The sequence below is a fragment of the Anaeromassilibacillus sp. An200 genome, from assembly GCF_002160025.1.
GTDB classification, from domain to species: Bacteria; Bacillota; Clostridia; order Oscillospirales; family Acutalibacteraceae; genus Caccousia; species Caccousia stercoris.
The window spans coordinates 11,468-29,958 of the sequence record NZ_NFJU01000017.1; the positions used below are offsets into that span (position 1 = coordinate 11,468).

Annotated in this window: 19 protein-coding genes; 10 read left to right on the forward strand and 9 right to left on the reverse strand. The window is 45.0% G+C overall.

The genetic code is table 11. The features are described from left to right. Nucleotides 1–26: 26 nt before the first annotated feature. A complete protein-coding gene (locus B5F35_RS09790) occupies nucleotides 27–221 on the reverse strand; it encodes a hypothetical protein (RefSeq protein ID WP_003525812.1) in 195 nt (64 codons plus the stop codon). Next, nucleotides 215–1,177, reverse strand: coding sequence for a MobA/MobL family protein (locus B5F35_RS09795; RefSeq protein ID WP_275532258.1), 963 nt, complete (start codon nucleotides 1,175–1,177; stop codon nucleotides 215–217). Before B5F35_RS09795 ends, B5F35_RS09790 begins: the two co-directional genes overlap by 7 nt. 33 nt (nucleotides 1,178–1,210) lie before the next feature. Between B5F35_RS09795 and B5F35_RS09800 the strand changes: the two genes are divergently transcribed. The 9 genes from B5F35_RS09800 (at nucleotide 1,211) to B5F35_RS09840 (ending at nucleotide 11,997) form a co-directional block, all read left to right on the forward strand. Beyond that, the gene (locus B5F35_RS09800) at nucleotides 1,211–2,272 is read left to right on the forward strand and encodes a DUF6076 domain-containing protein (protein WP_442856457.1); all 1,062 of its coding nucleotides are present in this window, start codon (nucleotides 1,211–1,213) and stop codon (nucleotides 2,270–2,272) included. Between the two features lie 25 nt (nucleotides 2,273–2,297). Beyond that, nucleotides 2,298–2,828 carry a hypothetical protein gene (locus B5F35_RS09805; protein WP_087240456.1) on the forward strand — a complete coding sequence of 177 codons (531 nt, stop codon included), beginning with the start codon at nucleotides 2,298–2,300 and terminating at the stop codon, nucleotides 2,826–2,828. Nucleotides 2,829–2,848: 20 nt separating this feature from the next. Beyond that, nucleotides 2,849–3,226 carry a hypothetical protein gene (locus B5F35_RS09810; protein ID WP_087240458.1) on the forward strand — a complete coding sequence of 126 codons (378 nt, stop codon included), beginning with the start codon at nucleotides 2,849–2,851 and terminating at the stop codon, nucleotides 3,224–3,226. 35 nt (nucleotides 3,227–3,261) lie between these two features. After that, nucleotides 3,262–4,449, forward strand: a complete 1,188-nt coding sequence (locus B5F35_RS09815) for a hypothetical protein (RefSeq protein WP_087240460.1) — start codon at nucleotides 3,262–3,264, stop codon at nucleotides 4,447–4,449. Between the two features lie 89 nt (nucleotides 4,450–4,538). After that, entirely contained in the window at nucleotides 4,539–4,724 is a 186-nt protein-coding gene (locus B5F35_RS09820; protein ID WP_442856459.1) for a helix-turn-helix domain-containing protein, read from the forward strand. A gap of 39 nt (nucleotides 4,725–4,763) precedes the next feature. Further along, on the forward strand, nucleotides 4,764–7,292 hold the full coding sequence (locus tag B5F35_RS09825; RefSeq protein WP_087240462.1) for a DEAD/DEAH box helicase family protein: 2,529 nt from the start codon (nucleotides 4,764–4,766) through the stop codon (nucleotides 7,290–7,292). A gap of 11 nt (nucleotides 7,293–7,303) precedes the next feature. Continuing rightward, nucleotides 7,304–9,760 (forward strand): N-6 DNA methylase, encoded by a 2,457-nt coding sequence (locus B5F35_RS09830; protein ID WP_087240464.1) that lies wholly within the window; start codon nucleotides 7,304–7,306, stop codon nucleotides 9,758–9,760. A gap of 4 nt (nucleotides 9,761–9,764) precedes the next feature. After that, on the forward strand, nucleotides 9,765–10,913 hold the full coding sequence (locus B5F35_RS09835; protein ID WP_087240466.1) for a hypothetical protein: 1,149 nt from the start codon (nucleotides 9,765–9,767) through the stop codon (nucleotides 10,911–10,913). Between the two features lie 37 nt (nucleotides 10,914–10,950). Next, a complete protein-coding gene (locus B5F35_RS09840) occupies nucleotides 10,951–11,997 on the forward strand; it encodes a DUF2971 domain-containing protein (RefSeq protein ID WP_087240468.1) in 1,047 nt (348 codons plus the stop codon). Between the two features lie 61 nt (nucleotides 11,998–12,058). Here the strand turns inward: B5F35_RS09840 and B5F35_RS09845 are convergent, their stop codons facing one another. From B5F35_RS09845 to B5F35_RS09865, 5 genes are read right to left on the reverse strand one after another with little or no spacing between them, the layout of a single operon-like run. Next, nucleotides 12,059–14,005 carry a recombinase family protein gene (locus B5F35_RS09845; protein WP_087240470.1) on the reverse strand — a complete coding sequence of 649 codons (1,947 nt, stop codon included), beginning with the start codon at nucleotides 14,003–14,005 and terminating at the stop codon, nucleotides 12,059–12,061. Then, entirely contained in the window at nucleotides 13,992–14,342 is a 351-nt protein-coding gene (locus tag B5F35_RS09850; protein WP_347562491.1) for a helix-turn-helix domain-containing protein, read from the reverse strand. Before B5F35_RS09850 ends, B5F35_RS09845 begins: the two co-directional genes overlap by 14 nt. Further along, nucleotides 14,326–14,523: a hypothetical protein gene (locus tag B5F35_RS09855; protein ID WP_087240472.1), complete on the reverse strand. Its 198-nt coding sequence runs from the start codon at nucleotides 14,521–14,523 to the stop codon at nucleotides 14,326–14,328. The genes B5F35_RS09850 and B5F35_RS09855 overlap by 17 nt, the downstream gene beginning before the upstream one ends. Next, complete coding sequence (gene mobV / locus B5F35_RS09860; protein WP_087240474.1) at nucleotides 14,507–15,493, reverse strand: MobV family relaxase; 987 nt, start codon at nucleotides 15,491–15,493, stop codon at nucleotides 14,507–14,509. Before mobV ends, B5F35_RS09855 begins: the two co-directional genes overlap by 17 nt. 2 nt (nucleotides 15,494–15,495) lie before the next feature. After that, on the reverse strand, nucleotides 15,496–15,714 hold the full coding sequence (locus B5F35_RS09865; RefSeq protein ID WP_015534241.1) for a hypothetical protein: 219 nt from the start codon (nucleotides 15,712–15,714) through the stop codon (nucleotides 15,496–15,498). Nucleotides 15,715–15,777: 63 nt separating this feature from the next. Here B5F35_RS09865 and B5F35_RS18445 point away from each other — a divergent pair, with 63 nt between their 5' ends. Further along, nucleotides 15,778–16,146 carry a hypothetical protein gene (locus B5F35_RS18445; protein ID WP_140401192.1) on the forward strand — a complete coding sequence of 123 codons (369 nt, stop codon included), beginning with the start codon at nucleotides 15,778–15,780 and terminating at the stop codon, nucleotides 16,144–16,146. A gap of 155 nt (nucleotides 16,147–16,301) precedes the next feature. On the opposite strand, the gene B5F35_RS09870 is transcribed toward B5F35_RS18445, so the two are convergent. Both B5F35_RS09870 and B5F35_RS09875 read right to left on the reverse strand, forming a co-directional pair. Then, nucleotides 16,302–17,675 (reverse strand): DNA primase family protein, encoded by a 1,374-nt coding sequence (locus tag B5F35_RS09870; RefSeq protein ID WP_087240476.1) that lies wholly within the window; start codon nucleotides 17,673–17,675, stop codon nucleotides 16,302–16,304. After that, nucleotides 17,650–18,270, reverse strand: a complete 621-nt coding sequence (locus tag B5F35_RS09875; protein WP_015534242.1) for a CHC2 zinc finger domain-containing protein — start codon at nucleotides 18,268–18,270, stop codon at nucleotides 17,650–17,652. The genes B5F35_RS09870 and B5F35_RS09875 overlap by 26 nt, the downstream gene beginning before the upstream one ends. Nucleotides 18,271–18,491: the final 221 nt, after the last annotated feature.

The following is an 18,491-nucleotide window of genomic DNA, read 5'->3' on the forward strand; positions in this document are numbered from 1 at the left end:
TTATTTGTTGTCCCAACTTCATTTTATCATGCTGTCTTGTCCGCAGTCAATGAACTTGTTGGAAACTTTTTGGGATTCATACCTGATGACCCCTGTGTACCTTGTTTTGTTGTATCATTCATATCATTTTCTTCTGTTTTGGGAAGATCCAACTCTCCGCCATATTTTTCAATCATTCTGGCCAAAAAGTCGGTGCACCTCTCAAAATCAGCATTTACCATAGGCGCTCCTCCTGTTTGTCCTGATGACGATCCGAATGCTGCTGTTCTTGTTCACGCTGCCCTTGTTTGCGCAACACTTCATCTACCAGGACCTGCAATTCCCGTAGTTTCTTGCTCTCTTTCCAAAGCAGGCTGGCCTGTGCTGATTGCTGGCGGTATTCCTGTTCCAATTGACTCATTTCATTCTTCCAAACATCTACCGATGGTTCGCCGTCAGGCACAGCTTCTTTGAGCTTGCGTTTGGCCAAATAAAAACGCCGGAAGTCACTTTCATGCTCTTGCTTGAACAGCTCCCGACGTTTTTTGAATTTGAAAGTATTTAGTTTTTCTTGAAGGGGTTTTAGCTCCTCGTATGCCTCTGCATGACGCAGCAATTCTTTCAGAGCTTTGATCCGCTCCTGTTTTTCTCTGGTGCCCTCTTGCAAAATGTGGCGAGCATCCTCCATTTGCTCCATCTCCTTGCGAAGATCTTCCACGGTAAACAATTTGTGTTCGGATAAATAATTCACGGTTTCATTCAACTGTTTCAAATTCCCGACACGAGCCTTTTGTCTGGCGTAGGCGGGAAGATGCAGGGTGCCTCGGTTGCGTTCGCCATAATAGTCCTGAATCAACCGAACCAAATCCTGACTGGTTTGCTGTTTTCCCAATTCCTCCCGAAGAACCTCAATCCACAGCTTTAAGTCAGCAATCCGCTGTTTGAGATTTTTCAAAATACGATTGGTTGCCTTGATCCAGCGGTTCAATTCACCTTTTTCGGTACGGATACCTTTTTGCTCCATCCGGCGTACCACAGGTCCTTCATGAACAGTAGGCAGAATATCCAGTGCTTGATCTTCATAAGAACGGTGGTCGATACGGCAAGACAAGCCCTTCTGTTCAAATTTTGCGTTTACCATATTGGCCCATTGTGCTCGCCACAGTTCCAAAGTTTCAGGATGGACGTGGTACAACATCAGATACTGTCGCTAGATTTCTGGCAGGACACTGTGAGCTATGAGGGAAAAAACTTTCCGTCCGGTACCATAGGATGTGATGCTCTCAATATTCCCGCTGCTCTGATTAAACAGATTACGGAATTATGTGGGAGTTTGAATCTATTTATGGGAGCTATGCAGCTTGGTATGGCCAATGCAGAATTGTTTACGTCAGCCAGAGAAAGTGCTTTGCAAATTGTCCATAAACTAAAAGATATTCCTCCCTTTTCCTATCTGGATGAAAAGCGGATAACAGCACATATCCAGAAGGTGTTTTCGAATGAATATCTGGAAAATGCCATGGCGTATGCCCAATCTCTTGCTTCCGGAAATTTGATGAATGCTCTAGACCCTCAATATCAAAAGGCACTGACACTTCTGCGAGTTGTCCCAGTGCTGGCACATTTGGGCTATTCTCTGGAACAGTTCCAGGATACTATGCTCCAGTTTGCGGAGTCGCTCAATACCGCAGAACAGGAACGGTCGCCCAGCGGATATGCTGCTTCCTTTGGGGACTTTTTCTCCAGTAATCCCAGCTTGTCGGAAGAGGATGGAAGCTGGATGTCCCTGACTAACGCTTCCGTGCAGTATGTACCTGCGATACAGCCCGGCAGCAACACGCCGCAACTGGTCAAGCGGATGCACTATGTGTCCTTTGTGGGGATGTTCCGCTCCGACCTCTTTGAAGGGCTTTGTGTAGGCCATGCGCCGAAGAAATGCCCCATCTGCGGACGTTGGTTTTTGACCACCAATGCCCGGCATACCAAATACTGTGGTAATCTTGCTCCAGGGGATAAGCTCCATCGAACTTGCCGCCAAATTGGAAACCTGCAAGGAAGGTCACAGCGTGAACTTGCTGCTGACCATCCTATCAAGCAGATTTGTGAACGCCGCTGTAACACCATTAACCGGTATGTCAAGCGTGGGACTCTCGATGCTGACATTGCCAAACGTATGAAAAAACTGGCCAAAGATAAAATGCTGCGGGCATTGAGCAACGTGTCTTATGCCAAAGGGTGTTATGAGTCGGAAATGGAACAGGAATCCTTATTACGAGAAGTAAAACAAAAGTAACAACTTAATGTATGAGGTATCTAATATGGGTGAATTTGATTTTACATATATTCTTCCAGAAAATTTTGAAAAGCGTGTTGTTCAGTACCTTTTGCAATTAGCCAATAGACAATTGGCAGAAGCATTTCAGCACTGCAAGTATGAGTATGAAGATGTTGGTTTAGCATATTATGCTGGTCTAAGAGGGGATAACTGGAACAAAAGAGCTCTTGACTTTACATTTGAGGGTACAGACAAGGATATTTCCGTATTAAAACGTGCAGATAAAAAATTAAAAGACGCTATTGGAAAAGCTCTTAAACCAAGCGAGTCTGGATTCCTCATTAGAAACGTTGTTTATTTTGATGCGGATGTTTCATTGGAAGATGTAGAAAGTCCTTCGTCTAATGAGGAAAGATTAAATTGTGATATTCAAACAGCCAAAAATGTTCTCAATGATTTAGTCCAAATAGGAGAACGTGTATGTTGGAATGCTTTATTCAACGCTGAAAGTTCAGAAAATAGTATCAACGATTATTTTAGGGATATGTTTTTTGCTAGGGGTATCTCGAAGTAAAAGATCAATCTCGACACGGTGTGTCTGCGAGCGGCAAAGATGCTGCTGAGGTTGATATCCTGTTAACTAAGGACGGGAAAGAAATCGGCATATTTGAAGGTATGAAATTAAATAGCGTAAATGCCGATTATATAGACAGACATATCAGTAAATCAATAACGAATTATAATGCCTTAGGTACCGCTACTTTTATTGTAGCCTATGTTAATTCAGCAAATTTTGAAGCATTTTGGGAAAGGTATTCTGAGCATATTCTGCACTATGATTTTCCACTTCAGATAAAGGAAAATTTTTCTCCGTTAGTTCATCCTAATGCTGCGACACGGATAGCGTCAATGATTCTTACCAGAGACGGCTTTGATTTCCCGGTGTATTTTATTGCACTTAAAATAAGTTAGAAACTGAAAGTGCATGATTGAAAGGAGGTGCGCCGATGCCGGAATACAAATGGAACTTGAAGGGATATTCCTCAAAATATGGATTTTATACCGGTGAAAACTTGTCTCGCATGGAAGCAGAGCGCACCTTACAGTTAGAACCGGAGCCGCCTAAAGTATCTAATTTGAATGACTATATCATCCAGGCACAGCAACAGAATAATTTGAGGTACCTGTCTTTCTTTCTGCATCACTATGAAAAGATGCTCAATGGACGGATTTATAACTTTTGGCGCAGCGACGGCAATGAGCGATATGATCCGGAGCGCTTCCTTGATTATAAAATGGTCTGCGTTGTGGCTGTGATTGAGCGCTTTTTAGATTATGATCCCAGCATAGGAGCTGACTTTACAACATATTTGTATCCTTTTATCACAGATGCCCTTCTTTCTTGCCGTATGCTGGAAGAAAGTTGGTCTGTGGATTCTCTGGATCAATACAAGAAAATTCGAGGAATTGCATGGAAATATCGCACATCGGGAGAACATGCACAGAAAACCATCTCCGAATATGCGGCTGAAAAGAACTGTAAGCAGGAAACGGCTGCTGAATATCTGAAGGCGGCAAAATGGCTTCGCAGTCGCCAATCATTCTATGTTTCCCGACAAGATGAAGACAGTGAGGAAACCGGCGAAGATGTCAGCCGAGACGATCACTGGGACTATGCCGAAATCCTCTGGAATGGTATCAAAGCCGAAGCCATTCAAAAAGCCTTTGATGCTCTCGACTATCGAGAACAAACGTTACTGGAAAAGCGCAATGCTATCTGTATGCGATGTGGTAGGGTAAGTCCTTTGAACAGTCGTGCTTCTTTTGAAGAACTGGCTACCCTGTTTGAGGGTAGCGGAACCAGCGGGGCGGAACGAGCGTATCGTAAGGCTCTGGACAAACTGACAGTCGCTTTGGTAAAAGACGGCGCTCTGCACGCTGTTCATCTAAAGCGCAAAGACGTTACCAGGAAGAAAAAAGAAATCGCCACCGCAATCTATCTGTATCAGGTAGACTTCGATGGCGAATGGGGCGAAATATATTTTGATTTTGTGAACCAGGTTGCAGAAATTCAGCAACTTGCGGAATGGGATCGAATGATAAGCAAAATATTTGCTAAAAAAGCGATTTGCTACATGCAAAACAATTCCATGCTAATTAACTTAAAAGAACTCGTAATTCCATTCTTTTTGTAGAGTATAATTCGTGATTCTGTATTGAACAAGTTCGTTCAAACGAATATAATGGAGATAGTAATTGTTTGCTTTTACTGGAGGTACGTTCAATGCTGAATGGCTATATTACGACACTGGAAGCCGCACAGAAGTGGAATATAAGTGCCCGACAAGTCCAAATCCTTTGTAAAAATAATCGCATAGAAGGCGCTGTGCAGATCAACAGAATATGGCTGATACCTGCCGATGTCAGCAAACCTACAAACACCTATAAACATCAATCACAGAGTTTATAAATTACAATCGCAGTCATAAACAGAGGGAGGGCTGCTGTTTTGAAAAAGAAAGAAGCAAGTGCAAGAATTAAAATCAATCATCTGTTAGAAGAAGCTGGCTGGCGTTTCTTTGATGATAAAAACGGACCTGCAAACATACAGCTGGAACCCAATGTCAAAATGTCCAAAGCTGATTTGACAGGTCTGGGCGAAAATTTTGATAAGGTGAAGAATGGCTTTGTGGATTTTCTGCTCCTCGATGATAAAGGTAAGCCTTTTATTGTGCTGGAAGCAAAAGCAGAGGATAAAGATCCCCTCGTCGGCAAGGAGCAGGCCAGAGAATATGCCAAGTCCCTTTATCTCAAGTATGTGATTCTCTCCAACGGAAATCAGCATTATTTCTGGAATATTTACAAGGGAAATCCGCAGCTTATCACGGCTTTCCCCAGCTATGAAAGCATTCGGGAAAGCAAAGCCATGAACGCTGACCCAGCAAAACTATATTCTGAGGAAATTGGTGCGGATTATATTGCCGTAATCAAAAATCCTCGATATATGGAGGCACCCGAGTACATAAATCCCGAAACTCGTCAGCAATTTTTATATGATAATGGACTGCGTTTTCTCCGTCAGTATCAGATCAATGCGTTGAAAGCTTTGCAGGAATCTGTGCGACGTGGAAATCAGAGATTTCTGTTTGAGATGGCAACCGGTACAGGTAAGACTCTCACTTCCGCTGCCGTAATTCGTCTTTTCTTGCGCAGCGGAAATGCGAATCGGGTGCTTTTCCTGGTGGATAGAATCGAGCTTGAAAATCAGGCTAAGAAAAACTTCCAGAATTATCTTGTTCCTGACTATCACACAGTTATCTTCAAGGAGAACGTAGATGATTGGCGGAAAGCGGAGGTTGTCGTTTCCACCGTACAAACACTTATGTTCAGCAATAAATACAAGCGTTTCTTTAAGCCTACCGACTTTTCACTTATCATTGCAGATGAGTGTCATCGTTCCATCAATGGAAACAGCCGTGCCGTATTCGAATATTTTCTCGGCTATAAGCTGGGATTGACGGCTACGCCCAAAGACTATATCAAAAATATTGATGTAGAAAGGCTGAAAGCTACTGATCCACGGGCATGGGAAAAACGGCAACTTCTGGACAGCTATAAAACCTTTGGCTGTGAAAGCGGCGACCCAACATACCGCTATTCACTGCTGGATGGAGTTCGTGACGGCTATTTGATCAATCCTACAGTAGTGGACGCCAGAACTGATATTACAACAAAACTATTGGCAGATGAAGGTTATGCCGTGATTTCGCAAGGGGATGAAGCGGACGAAGAACAGGAAGAAACCTACTTTGCCCGTGACTTTGAAAAGAAGTTTTTCTCCGAAGAAACCAACAAGATGTTTGTTAAAACTTTTATGGACAATGCGCTCCGTGACCCGATTACCGGAGAAATTGGCAAAGGCATCATCTTCTGCGTAAGCCGCAAACATGCAGCAAAAATCACACAGCTGCTGAACGTGTATGCGGATATGATGTTCCCCGGCAAATACTGTTCTGATTTTGCTATGCAGATCACATCAGACATTATGAACGCACAAACCTATACAATCAACTTTCAGAACAATAATCTGAGCGGAACAACCAATTTCCTGGAAGGGTATAAATCATCCAAGACCAGAATCTGTGTCACAGTGGGCATGATGACAACCGGGTATGACTGCGAAGATTTGCTGAACATCGGGTTACTGCGCCCTATCTTCTCTCCCACAGACTTTATTCAGATTAAGGGACGTGGTACACGAAAACATGATTTCATCTTCAAAGAGCGAAACGGCGGTCAGGAAATCGTCCATAAGTACCCCAAGGAAACATTCAAACTGTTCGACTTCTTTGGAAACTGCGAATATTTTGAAGAAAAGTTTGATTATGATGAGGTCTTAAAGTTGCCCCGCTTCCAAGGCAGCAGCGTGTCGCCAGGTACTCCACCTGTTGATCCGGATGGGTATGAAAACTTTGCTCCTGACCCGCTGAAAACACTGGTAGAGACCAAAATCGGTGCTGAAGGCATGAAGATTGACCGGATGTACTTTGATAAATTCGAGGAGACTGTCAAAGAAGATCCGGTTGCGAGAGAACAGTATGAGCAGGGCAACTATCCCGCTGTCATCCGCTATATTGATGACCACATTATGAATCAGCCCAACGAGTATTACACCTGGGACAAGCTGCGGCGCTCCATTGGCAGTGATCGCCGCATCACGGCCCGGGAAATTCTGGACAAAATCTTTGGTGTCCTGCCCTTCTTTAAGAGTAAAAAGGAATTGGTAGAGGATGAATTCGAGGGATATGCCCTGACGCACAGTATTCCGTCAGAAAAGTATGCCGATGTAAAAGAGTTCTTTGCCACTTATGTAACGGACAAAGATGTGCGCAGAGCCATCGAAGACCGAAAATTCCAGCTGCTTGGAACGGACATCAGCACATACACTATGGCTGATCTGAAGCATTTGGGGCTGGATAGTATGCAAAGCGTGGTAGATTACGTTGCCGATAACGTCAATGTATCCCGCTTTATGTAGGAGGAAAGAAAATGTTGACATTTGACGTAAAGCGCAAGATCAATACGCTGCGTGATATTTTGGTGGGCAAGGTGCCCGATCCCAAGGCGCAGGTTGAACAGATTACCATTGCGCTCATTTATAAATTCATGGATGACATGGATATAGAAGGTTTGGAATTTGGCGGCACACGGCAGTTTTTTACAGGTGAATATGAGAAGTATGCCTGGACGGAAATTATGAAGCCCGAAAACAGCGGGCAGCAAAGGGCTTTTCTCTATGCGGAAGGCATTGAAAAAATGGCTACGAACCCCAACCTTCCGCAGCTGTTCCGGGATATTTTCCGTGGAGCATATATCCCTTATCGGGACCCGGATACCTTGAATATGTTCCTCAAAGAAGTCAGCGACTTCTCGTATGACAACAGCGAGGATTTGGGCAATGCCTTTGAATATCTGCTGTCCATCATGGGCAGCCAGGGAGATGCCGGCCAGTTCCGCACGCCCCGCCACATCATTGACATGATGGTGGAAATCGTAGACCCGAAGAAAAACGAGACTATTCTGGACCCTGCCTGCGGTACAGCCGGTTTTCTGATCAGTGCCTATCGCCATATTCTGGCACAGAATAAGGATGAGGACGGTAAAAGCACGCTGACCGCCGATGACCGCAAGCGTTTGACGGAAAACTTTGCAGGGTACGATATTTCTCCCGATATGGTACGTCTGTCTCGGGTAAATATGTACCTTCACCATTTTACAAAGCCCAAAATCAGCGAATATGACACCCTAACCAGTGAAGAAAAATGGGATGACTGTTATGATGTCATCCTTGCAAATCCGCCTTTCATGACGCCAAAGGGCGGAATTATGCCCCACAGCCGCTATCGGGTAAAAGCTAAGCGCTCCGAAGTGCTGTTTGTGGACTACATTGCTGAGCACCTCAACCCAACAGGCCGGGCAGCCATCATTGTTCCGGAGGGTATTGTGTTCCAGTCTGCCAATGCTTACAAAGAACTTCGGAAATATCTGGTAGACGGCGGCTTGCTGTATGCGGTAATCTCACTACCTGCCGGTGTTTTCAACCCGTACAGTGGTGTTAAAACCAGTATTTTGCTCATTGATAAGTCTTTCGCCAGGTTAAAAGATGAAATCCTTTTTGTAAAACTGAACAATGACGGATTCGACCTGGGAGCACAGCGCCGTGAAATAAAAGGTAGCGAAATTCCAGAAATTATTCGTATAGTCAAGAAGTATCATGCTGATCTGGATCTGCAAACAGCAGATGATGAAATTCTTCATCACCCACTTGTAACTATTGGCAGTAAAAATGAAATTGCAAAACAGGATTATATTTTGGCTGGAGATCGGTACAAAGAAGAACAGCCAATTTCTAGCACTTGGCCAATTGTTACATTAGGAGAAGTGTGTGAGGTGATTTCAGGACAATCTCCTGAAGGAAAATTTTATAATGATATTGCTGAAGGTGTTCCTTTTTATCAGGGAAAAACTGAATTCACGGAAATTTATCTGGGTAAACCTAAAAAGTGGACGACAATGGTTACAAAAACGAGCTCTAAAAATGACATTGTTATGTCTGTAAGAGCACCTGTTGGACCGGTTAATATTGTAACCGAGGATATTTGCATTGGGAGGGGTTTAGCAGCTATTCGATGCAGCTCCAAAATACAATATAAGTATTTGTTTTATGTTTTAAAACAAATGGAAGATGAGATACAAGGAGATAACGGTGCTGCTTTTTCTTCAATCAATAGAAAACAAATTGAGCAAATAAAAATTCCGCTTCCTCCTATATCAGTACAGGAAGAAATTGTTGCTGAACTTGAGAGCTATCAAAGAATTATTGATGGAGCTAGACAAGTTATCGACAACTACAGACCCAACATTAAAATTGATTCCTGTTGGGAGTTAAAACCTTTAGCTCAAATCTGTGATGTAAGAGATGGCACACATGACAGTCCAAAGTTTATTCCGGATGGTTTTCCATTAGTAACTTCTAAAAATATCAAAAATGGAACAATTGTTTTAGATGATGTAAATTTCATTTCAAAGGAAGACTATGATAAAATTAATCAACGATCCAAGGTGGATAAAGGCGATATTCTTATGCCTATGATTGGAACAATAGGTAACCCTGTTATTGTTGATATTGAACCAACCTTTGCGATAAAAAATGTTGCACTAATAAAATTCTCGGGTCAAGAAGTGAAGGCAAAGTATGTATTATTTGTGCTGAACAGCTCTTTGTTTGCCAAATATATTGAGGCTACCAAACGTGGTGGTACTCAACATTTTATTTCACTAAAAGACATTCGCTCATTTAATATTCCTTGCCCGGCAGTGGAGATTCAAGAAAGCATTATAAGAGAGATTGAAGAAGAAATATCTATTGTAGAACAAAACAAACGGCTCATAGACATCTTTAAACAAAAACTAGCAGATAGAATTAGCGAAGTCTGGGGGGAATAGCACTATGTACGATGAAACGTTTAAGGACGCACTATATGGTGCTTTTCAGCCAGCCGATGAAGAATATGATCCATCATTCTTAGTTCGCCTCTTAGAGTATTTTCCGACTGATAAAGTGGATGTAGGAAGTGGCACTTATGACCAATACCTTTATGATTTGGAGAAGACAGTCGTAGATAACTATGAGAAAGGTAACTATCAGGTTTCTTTTTTCTATGCGCACCTCATTTTTATGAGCTACACCTACTATTGCGTTGATCATGCCTTTCAGACAAATCCGGATCGAATGAAAGATCTTTTTTACCCAATCAATGCTTATAACGGTAAAACAGATAAACCGGATATTGAAAATCACGCAAGTGTTTATGATTTCAGCAAAATTCCGGAAAAAGAAATATTCAAAGTCTTCCGTGCGCTGGAGATGGAAGATGAAAAAATAAAAGCGCTCTCAAAGTACATAAGCGATAGAGATGACTATGCTCATGCCACAGGACAAGGAAATATTTCTATCGATGCCCTGTCTCAAAATATACGGACAATAACCAAGCACATGGAAGCGTTGCACGAAATTTTTAAAGGACCAGCAAAAAACCTCTATGTTCAGTATTTACTTAGTCACTGTGAGATGGAGTATTCTGATGTTGTAGATGGTGTTTATGATTTCATCGTAGATAATATGTTATCGCTTCACGATTTGGAATACCTATGCCATTTAGGAATCAGCGGTATTAGAAATGAGAACGAAGAATTCAAAAGTAAATACAGATTTATTAAAAAAGTACACTGTACGTTTATCGAGTACTGCATGGAGAACATGGGAATAGATTCACCCAGTAGTTATACAGATTTGAGAGATGAAGCCTATCTGTATTATAAATATCAGGACAATGCCGTTGAGTATGTAGAGAATGAGCTTGGTGTCAGTGCTTATGAATGTGGAAAAGAAGGCGTGGAGTTTCCAGTTTATGAGTGCTTGGAATGCGGTGCGGAGCAGCTGGCTCATGATACAAAGGCACAAAAATACCATTGCTTTTCATGCGGAGAAGATTTTGACGAAAGCACCATTTCATTTTGCAGCCAATGTGGTGCTATTATGAAAGATAATGAAATTGACATCTGTCCAAACTGTATTGAGAATATAACGGCTGATTAAGGCGCAAAAAAGAGCAATCACATAAGGAGGAGTTGCGTTGGAAGCAGAAGAACGAAAAACAGCTATGAGCCACGATGAAATGCAGGATTATTGGGAAACGCTGTGCTCATTTACAGGCGAAGATATACCAAATGAAGTTAATCAACTGATGGCGAAAATTCGCTATCCAAGATTTTTGTATAAGTATCGTGCGGTGAATAACAATAATCTTGATGCTTTACGCTCTAATAAACTATTCTTCTCTAAAGCCAGCAGTTATGATGATCCGTTTGACACCTTTTTACATATTGATGTGGAGAAGATCCGTCAAGAATTTGTTAGTAACTATAGCTCCCCTGAGGCATTAGCAGCGTTAGCGAACGGGATGAAAGAAACCTTTCAAAATCAACCCGGCATCCCGCAAGAATTTATTCAGCAAGTTACGAATGTCGAAGGGTTAAAACAATTATTTGCAAATGGAATTACAAACCAATTTTTGTCCTATGTACTAACTTTGCGCTCAAAAATACAAGACGAGATTCTGTCCATCTGCTTTTCTGAAAATGGGTTTAATGAAACTCTGTGGTTAAAATACGCCGATATGCACAAGGGTTTTTGTCTTATGTATGACCTTAGTGATGCGGATAGTTCGTATTGTGGGAAATTGGACAAGTGCGCAAATTGTGGCGTCTATAAATATGGAACACGGATTTATCCAGTATATTATTCCAACACTCCACATGATGCAACCAATTTTGCAAAGTTTGTTATGGGACAAGATATGGTGCAGCAATTAGGAGTGCCTTTGCCAGACTTCATGCAAAAGGAATTAAAACCGCTTCCGTGGGAAGTCGAACGAAATAGCTTGATTAAAAAGGAATGCCACAAATATGATGAAGAATGGCGGATGCTTGCTAATTGCAAAATGAATCTCCCCGCAATGATAGAGTGTGTTCCGGCTGGAGTCATTATTGGATTGAGAACATCCCCAGTAGATAAAAATCTGATTATTTCCATGGCCAAAGAAGCCGGAGTCAAAAATATCTATCAATCCTACATCGATGAAAAAAACAGGCTGAACGCATATCTGCTCAAGGATGTATAGGAGTCTGAATAATGCAAAACACGGATGATCGCCTGACGGCAAATCATCCGTGTTTTCAGTATCAGATCATTTGAAAATGTTTCAGTGCGTCCATTATCGCCATTTCCTTTTCTGGCGGACACTTTGGCACTTTCGGGTTCTCGGATTTGGACAGGTTATAATTCTGACCAACCTCTAATCCACATTTGCGCTTAATCTGAGAGACATACAGGTTGGACACCTTCAAATGGTACTTCTCCCAAACATAAGCTTTGATTTCCTCGTAGGTTGCCTTGGTCTCAGCGGCAGTAGCGTCCAGCTCATCCAAATCCAGGTCGATCTCTATGGTGTCGTCTGGCTTTTGTTGGGACAAAAGAACAACCGTCTCGACCATTGTTTCGTTTTCCAAGGGCAATTCTTTCACTTCCGCCCCATTCACAGGAACGGGGAAATTGAAGATAATCTTCCTGATCCAGTTGCCGTCCGGCTGCTTTTCCGGGAACAATTCGATCCGCTCAATGAACGCCCGCATGAACTCCTTCCGCTCCACCTCGGAGGCGGCTTCATAGACCTGATCGAACGCCAACAGTAAGCGATAAATATTGTCACCGGAAATTTTCTTCTGTCGAATACTCCGTATCTGGCTTTGCACATCGTCAATCTGGGCTTCAATCTCATCTATTCTACCATATTGCTCGTCATAGCGGCGCTGCAAATCAGAAATTTTCCGGTCATAATACGGGTCATTCACATCCAAACCGTCCATCTGCCGTTCCAGTCGGGTCTTTGTGCCTAACGTCTGCCGAAGCTGCGCTTGTAATGCTTCCAGCTGCTTCTCTAAGTCGTTCGTATCGACAGCGGAACCGATTTTCGCCTTGATTGCATCTGCAAACCGTGGGGCACTGACCATAGCAGAGATAATTGACGCTACCATGCGGTTCATCTCGGTCTGCTCAATGTTCAGCCGGAAAGTACACTCGTGGCCTGTTGGCGTCACCGTATTCTTGCAGTAATAGTAATAGCGGGTCTTTTTGTCCTTGCTGTGGGCTTTTGCAATATTCCCGTACAGGCTTTTGCCGCAGCAAGGGCATTTCAGAATGCCGGACAGAATATGCGCATGGGTAGGATCGTTGACCTTCTCGCGCCGATAAGCATTGACTTTCCGTTTCTCCTGCGCGAGATTCCAATCTTCTTCAGAAATGATAGCCTCATGCTTTCCCTCGTACACGGGAAACTCCGACTGTTCAACCACGTGCATCTCATTCCGGGTACCAATCTTCTTCTCTGTCCGGCGTCTGCCATAGGCAATTTTCCCCATATATACCGGATTGTCAATGATACTTTTCACAAAGCTGGCGGAAAAACCGGGAATGGTGCCGTTCTGCCGCAGCTTCTTCACAAAGCCCTGCCGGTTCAGATATTTCGCCACACCGCTGACACCATCGTTGGTGTGAATATAGCGGTCAAAGATGGTGCGGATCACGTCCACTTCATCCTCAGCAATCAACAGTTCGCCCTTTTCAAGACGGTATCCATAAGGGGCAAAGCCGCCGTTCCATTTTCCTTCACGGGCTTTCTGCTCCCGTCCAGCCATCGTCTGTGTCCGAATATTCTCACGCTCTATCTCTGCCACCGCAGAAAGGACAGAAATCATCAGCTTGCCGGAATCCTTGGAACTGTCAATGCCATCTTCCACACAAATCAAATTGACACCGAAATCCTGCATCAGCTGCAAAGAATTCAGTACATCGGCAGCATTTCTTCCGAATCGAGACAGTTTGAACACCAGCACATATTCCACGCCATCTTTGCAGTCCTGAATGTCTTGCAGCATCCGCTGAAATTCGTGTCTGCCCTGAATATTCTTGCCGGAAAAGCCTTCGTCAGAATATTCGCCAGCCACTACCATATCTTCGTATTCAGCGTATTTTCGCAGCTTATCACGCTGAGCATCCAGACTGTATCCGTCCACCTGCATGGAAGTAGATACCCGTGTATAAAGATAGCATTTTGTTTTAGTTTTCTTCATACGGGTCGCCCCTTTCTTCCATCTCTGAACATTCATCCGTTACTTTCTTCTTCGCCAGACCTTCATTCTGAATGTAGTACTCCAACAAACGGAGCACATATTCCGGTGCATGGCGGTTATCCAGTTCCCACTCTGTCACAGTCCGATAGGGAATCTGAAAATATTTACAAAATTCCTTGCGGTTCATGCCTGTACTTTCCCGCAACTCTTTTATTTTGGTTTTGCAGTCCATTTCTTTTACTCCATAAAGCAAAAATACACGTTGCGTATTTATTATAGCATACGCCAAACAAATACGCAACGTGTAAATCAAATTTATATCAAGCGGCTTTGTCAAATTCCTGATACACCGAAACGGGTTGCTTTCCCGATACCACAGAACGTGTGCAACCAGCATTCGCAGTCTCCTGCATCTGCCCCAATAGCTGCGGACCATACTTCTGCAACAGCCGCGCCATCACATCAACACAGCGGTCAAACGCCGCATTATATTTCGGATCATCATAAACTTTGCTCAATAGGCCGCTCCTTTTCTCTATGGCTGCTCTGCACATAGATGTTCAAAACTTCTGCCGGTATCTGTTCCAAAATCGCCACGGCACTGTCATAGTCGCGCCGCAGCTTGAGGTCTTCGATCTGCTTTAGGGTGCTGACTTTCTGCGCCGATGCAAGAGATTCTTCCAGTTCGGCATTTTTCGTTTTCAACCTTTTGTTTTCGGATGCTGTTTTCGTGAAGGCTACGCCATATTTCCGCAGCAGTGTGTCCATCTTCTCCACGCTGGGAATATAGGTATCCAGAATCTTGCAGATTTCCTCCGCCCGGCTTTTGGCGTTAAAGGGATTGATTCCAGTGAGCAGATCCTCCAGTTTGCTTTTCTGTTTGGTCAGTCTGGTCATCTCCTTAAATACGCGGGGCGGGATATGGTCGCACCCGGTCAGGCTGGCGCTCTCGCCACGCTCCAAATCTGGAAACTTCTTGACCATGTGTTTCCAAAACTCATCCTGCCACCAGGTCAGCTTCTTTTTATTGCCCATGATGTCTTTGGCGCTGAGCCTGCCATCCTCCGTCAAAGGGACAAAACAAAGGTGCATATGGGGCGTTTTCTCGTCCATATGCACCATGGCGGATATAATTGTCTCTTTGGACTGATGCTGTTCCAGAAAGTGCAGAGCTTCCTCGAAAAATGCCCGAATTTCCGCCCGTTTCTTTCCCTTAAAGAACTCCGGGCTGGCTGTGAACAGCGTCTCGATCATACGGATACTGTCTTTCCGGGTACGGCATCCGGCAGCGGCAATTTGCCTCTCTGACTCGGCCCGGTACTTGCCGGGCGGTTTGACCAGATGGAAGTTGTACTTGCTTCGGCTGGTATCCACATCGGGATTACTGGCGTACTTTTCCTTTGTGCGCTCGTTATGGGCCTCGATATTGCCGATTTCAGGCCCCTTATATTTGGCAAATCGCATAATCGCGTATTGTGCTTTTTCCATACTCAATCCCTCCGTTTCTGCCAGACAATGTCATATCCCAGCACGTCAGCCAACTCCACGGCCTCCCGATACCGCAGCGATTCCCGCTGCAATTTTCCGGAAAGATTGGATACGCTGTCGCTCCACCCATACTCATCGTGCAGCTGGTCAACGACTTCCTGCATGGTGTAACCGGCGCGGATGATCTGCGCCTTGATTTCGTTTCGAATACTTGATTTCATGGTAATCCTCCATTTTTGCAAGTGACGCCCTTTGTCACTTGACAACTAAAACATGATTTTCTGTTGCGTCATAAAAAGAACCGGCTACGCTGGGGAGCACACTGGCTTTGGTCAATGGTGAAATTTGTGCAAATGCTGTTTTGCGATAGAAATGGCTTCCTGCGTATCGTTGGTCAACGGCGGAATATTCAACTTCGCGAAAATGTGGGGTTTTTCATCGTTCAGGCTGTATCTGCGCGAGATAGTGCAGCGTGTGCACAGTTCCACGAGTCGCTATTTGATGAACTGTGTGCAGATAACAGAGAAACATTTCGCCGTTTTGAGATTGCTTCAAAAGATACCTGCAAAATCACCTCTTTTGCTGACCGCTTTAGGTGTGGTCAAAATGACCACACCTACTTCGTCCTGCTAAAGTGGTCGGGTTCAAAATGACACCAACCACTTCACATCACAAAACCGAGAATATTTACATGGTTCTGGTCGTACCCAAAATGGGCACGACCACTTTATCCGCATGAAGCGCCTCTAATATATGAGGTAACAGGGTGAATCGCTGCGTACATACGTACCGGCGACCAGATCGGAAATCAATCCCGCCAGTCTTCCGGTACGTACGTACACTGTGAAGCGTCCGTAAACTCGTTTATATGCGGCCTTGCCACTGCCTCGATCCCCATAAAGCCCCATACCCGGCGTCCTGCCGAATTGGTAATCGTGTTGCAGTGTTCCAGATTGTACTTACCGCAGGCTGCCACCAGCGCATCGCTGAAGCTGCGGCGTTTGAGTGCAGTCAGGCTATTTTCCTCGCACCACATCCGGTAAATGTCGTAGCAATCCTTTGAACTGATGGACGCATCCGCTTTCAGCCGGATATAGCCCTCGGATTCCAGAAAATCAAACACGTTATTGTTGTCCCGCTTGACGGCCTCCCGGTTCTCTTTGGTGCGCTGGCTCTCGGTGAACTTGAAGTTGTTCGCTACCAACTGCTGCAATCCCGCAAAAGCCCACAGCAGAATGCCCTCCACCTCGGCCTTCATCTTCTCTGCCAGGTCGGGATCATCCACACGGTCGGCAGGTTTCTCTTTGGCGGTCAGCACCAACTGCCGCCGATAAAAGCCATCACTGCGGTCAAAGAGAGCCTGCAAGTCGCCATTGCTGAATGCCAGCAGCCGGGCGCACATCCATCCCTGATAGCTCTGCTTGCCTTTACGCTCCAAATCCATTTTACCCTGTGCGGTGACGATGGATTTGACATAGTTGGTCTGCCGCAGGGCCTCCATCCGCATATCATCATCGACACACAGCAGAATGTGTTCCAGATCAGCGCGGGCAAAACGGTTCTCGGAAATTTTGCCGATGCTGCCGTCCTTCATGTTGCTGCCGAACAGGGCGGACAGCACCGCGCCGATCTGGCTCTTACCCTCGCCGCCATTGCCCTTAATGACCATCATGCGCTGTCCCTTGTTGCTGGGGATCAGGCAGTAGCCGATATATTCCTGCAAAGTGGGAATGTCCTCCGGGTAAAGAAGCCCATCCAGAAAAGCCAGCCAGCGGGTCGGCGTGGGCGCATCGGGATTATAGGCCACCGGCAGGCGGCAACGCACGATGTCCGGTTTTCCCTCCGTAAAGGAGCCATCCAGAAACAACGTGCCGTTTGCCAGATGAATGCGGTCAGCCTCCGGCGGGAAATCCTCTACCAGCGCCGCCAGCTTCATCAGCTCCACGATATTGCTGATTTTGCGGGGGATATTGCTGACCGCACAGCATTTCAGTTCCTCAAAAATTTCTCCACGCAGTGGCAGCTCATCGGTCACGCGGCCATCAGGCGTGAAAAAAGCCCCGTTTGTGTAGATGATTTTGTGTCTGCCGAGAAAATCATCACAAAACAGGGCTTCATTGATACTCTTGCCGTCAAACCAGATGGGCTGGTTGGCCTCACGCGATTGCTCGTTCTTCGCCACGGTGCTGCACCTCCTTTTCCAGACGTCTGAGCCGCTGCTCCAGCGCGGTGATAGTGCCGTCCTTCAGCAGCATATCCACCGCTTTCACACGCTGCTTCAGTTCCGCAAACATGAGAACGTCCAACAAATCATTTACATACTCGATCATATGACAGGCTTCCACAAAGCGGTCATCCAGTTCATCCTCCGGCGATTGCGGGGCATATTCGACCTTCCAGCGTTCCAGCAGATGCAGATAATCGCAGAGCACCCGCTGGCAGTGTATCTCATCGTTGCGGAAAGCCTGCGCCAGCGGATAGGGCTTTTTCAAAGCCATCGCTGCCGGGGGCTTGTCCGGGTCGATGCCAAAGTCATAGGCCAGCTTCTTTGCGGCCTCGTAGCTGCTCAGGCCGAACAGCCGCGCCACAAAATCGATCACATCCCCGGTAGCCCCGCAGCCAAAGCAATAGAAATAATCCCTGTTCAGCTTCATGCTGGGATGCCGGTCATCGTGGAAGGGGCAGCAGATCATATCGCCCCGGTTGACCTTACAGCCGTAGTATTCGGCGGCCTGCTTCACAGTAACAGCAGATTTTACAGTTTCAAACAAATTCATAGGCTATGCCCTCCATCATTTATTGACGGTATCTGCCCGTCTGCCTGAATATACGGGGAAAAAGCCTATAAACCGAAAAATCCGCTAAAAGTGCAAGAAATGAAAAAACGCCGCCCTGAAATCTTGCAAAAATGCAAGACCTCAGAGCGGCGAAGCCAGCGGAAAGCATTTGCCCGCGCTGGTTTTATCAGGTATAATGGATAAAGAGAGTTTTCAGAAGA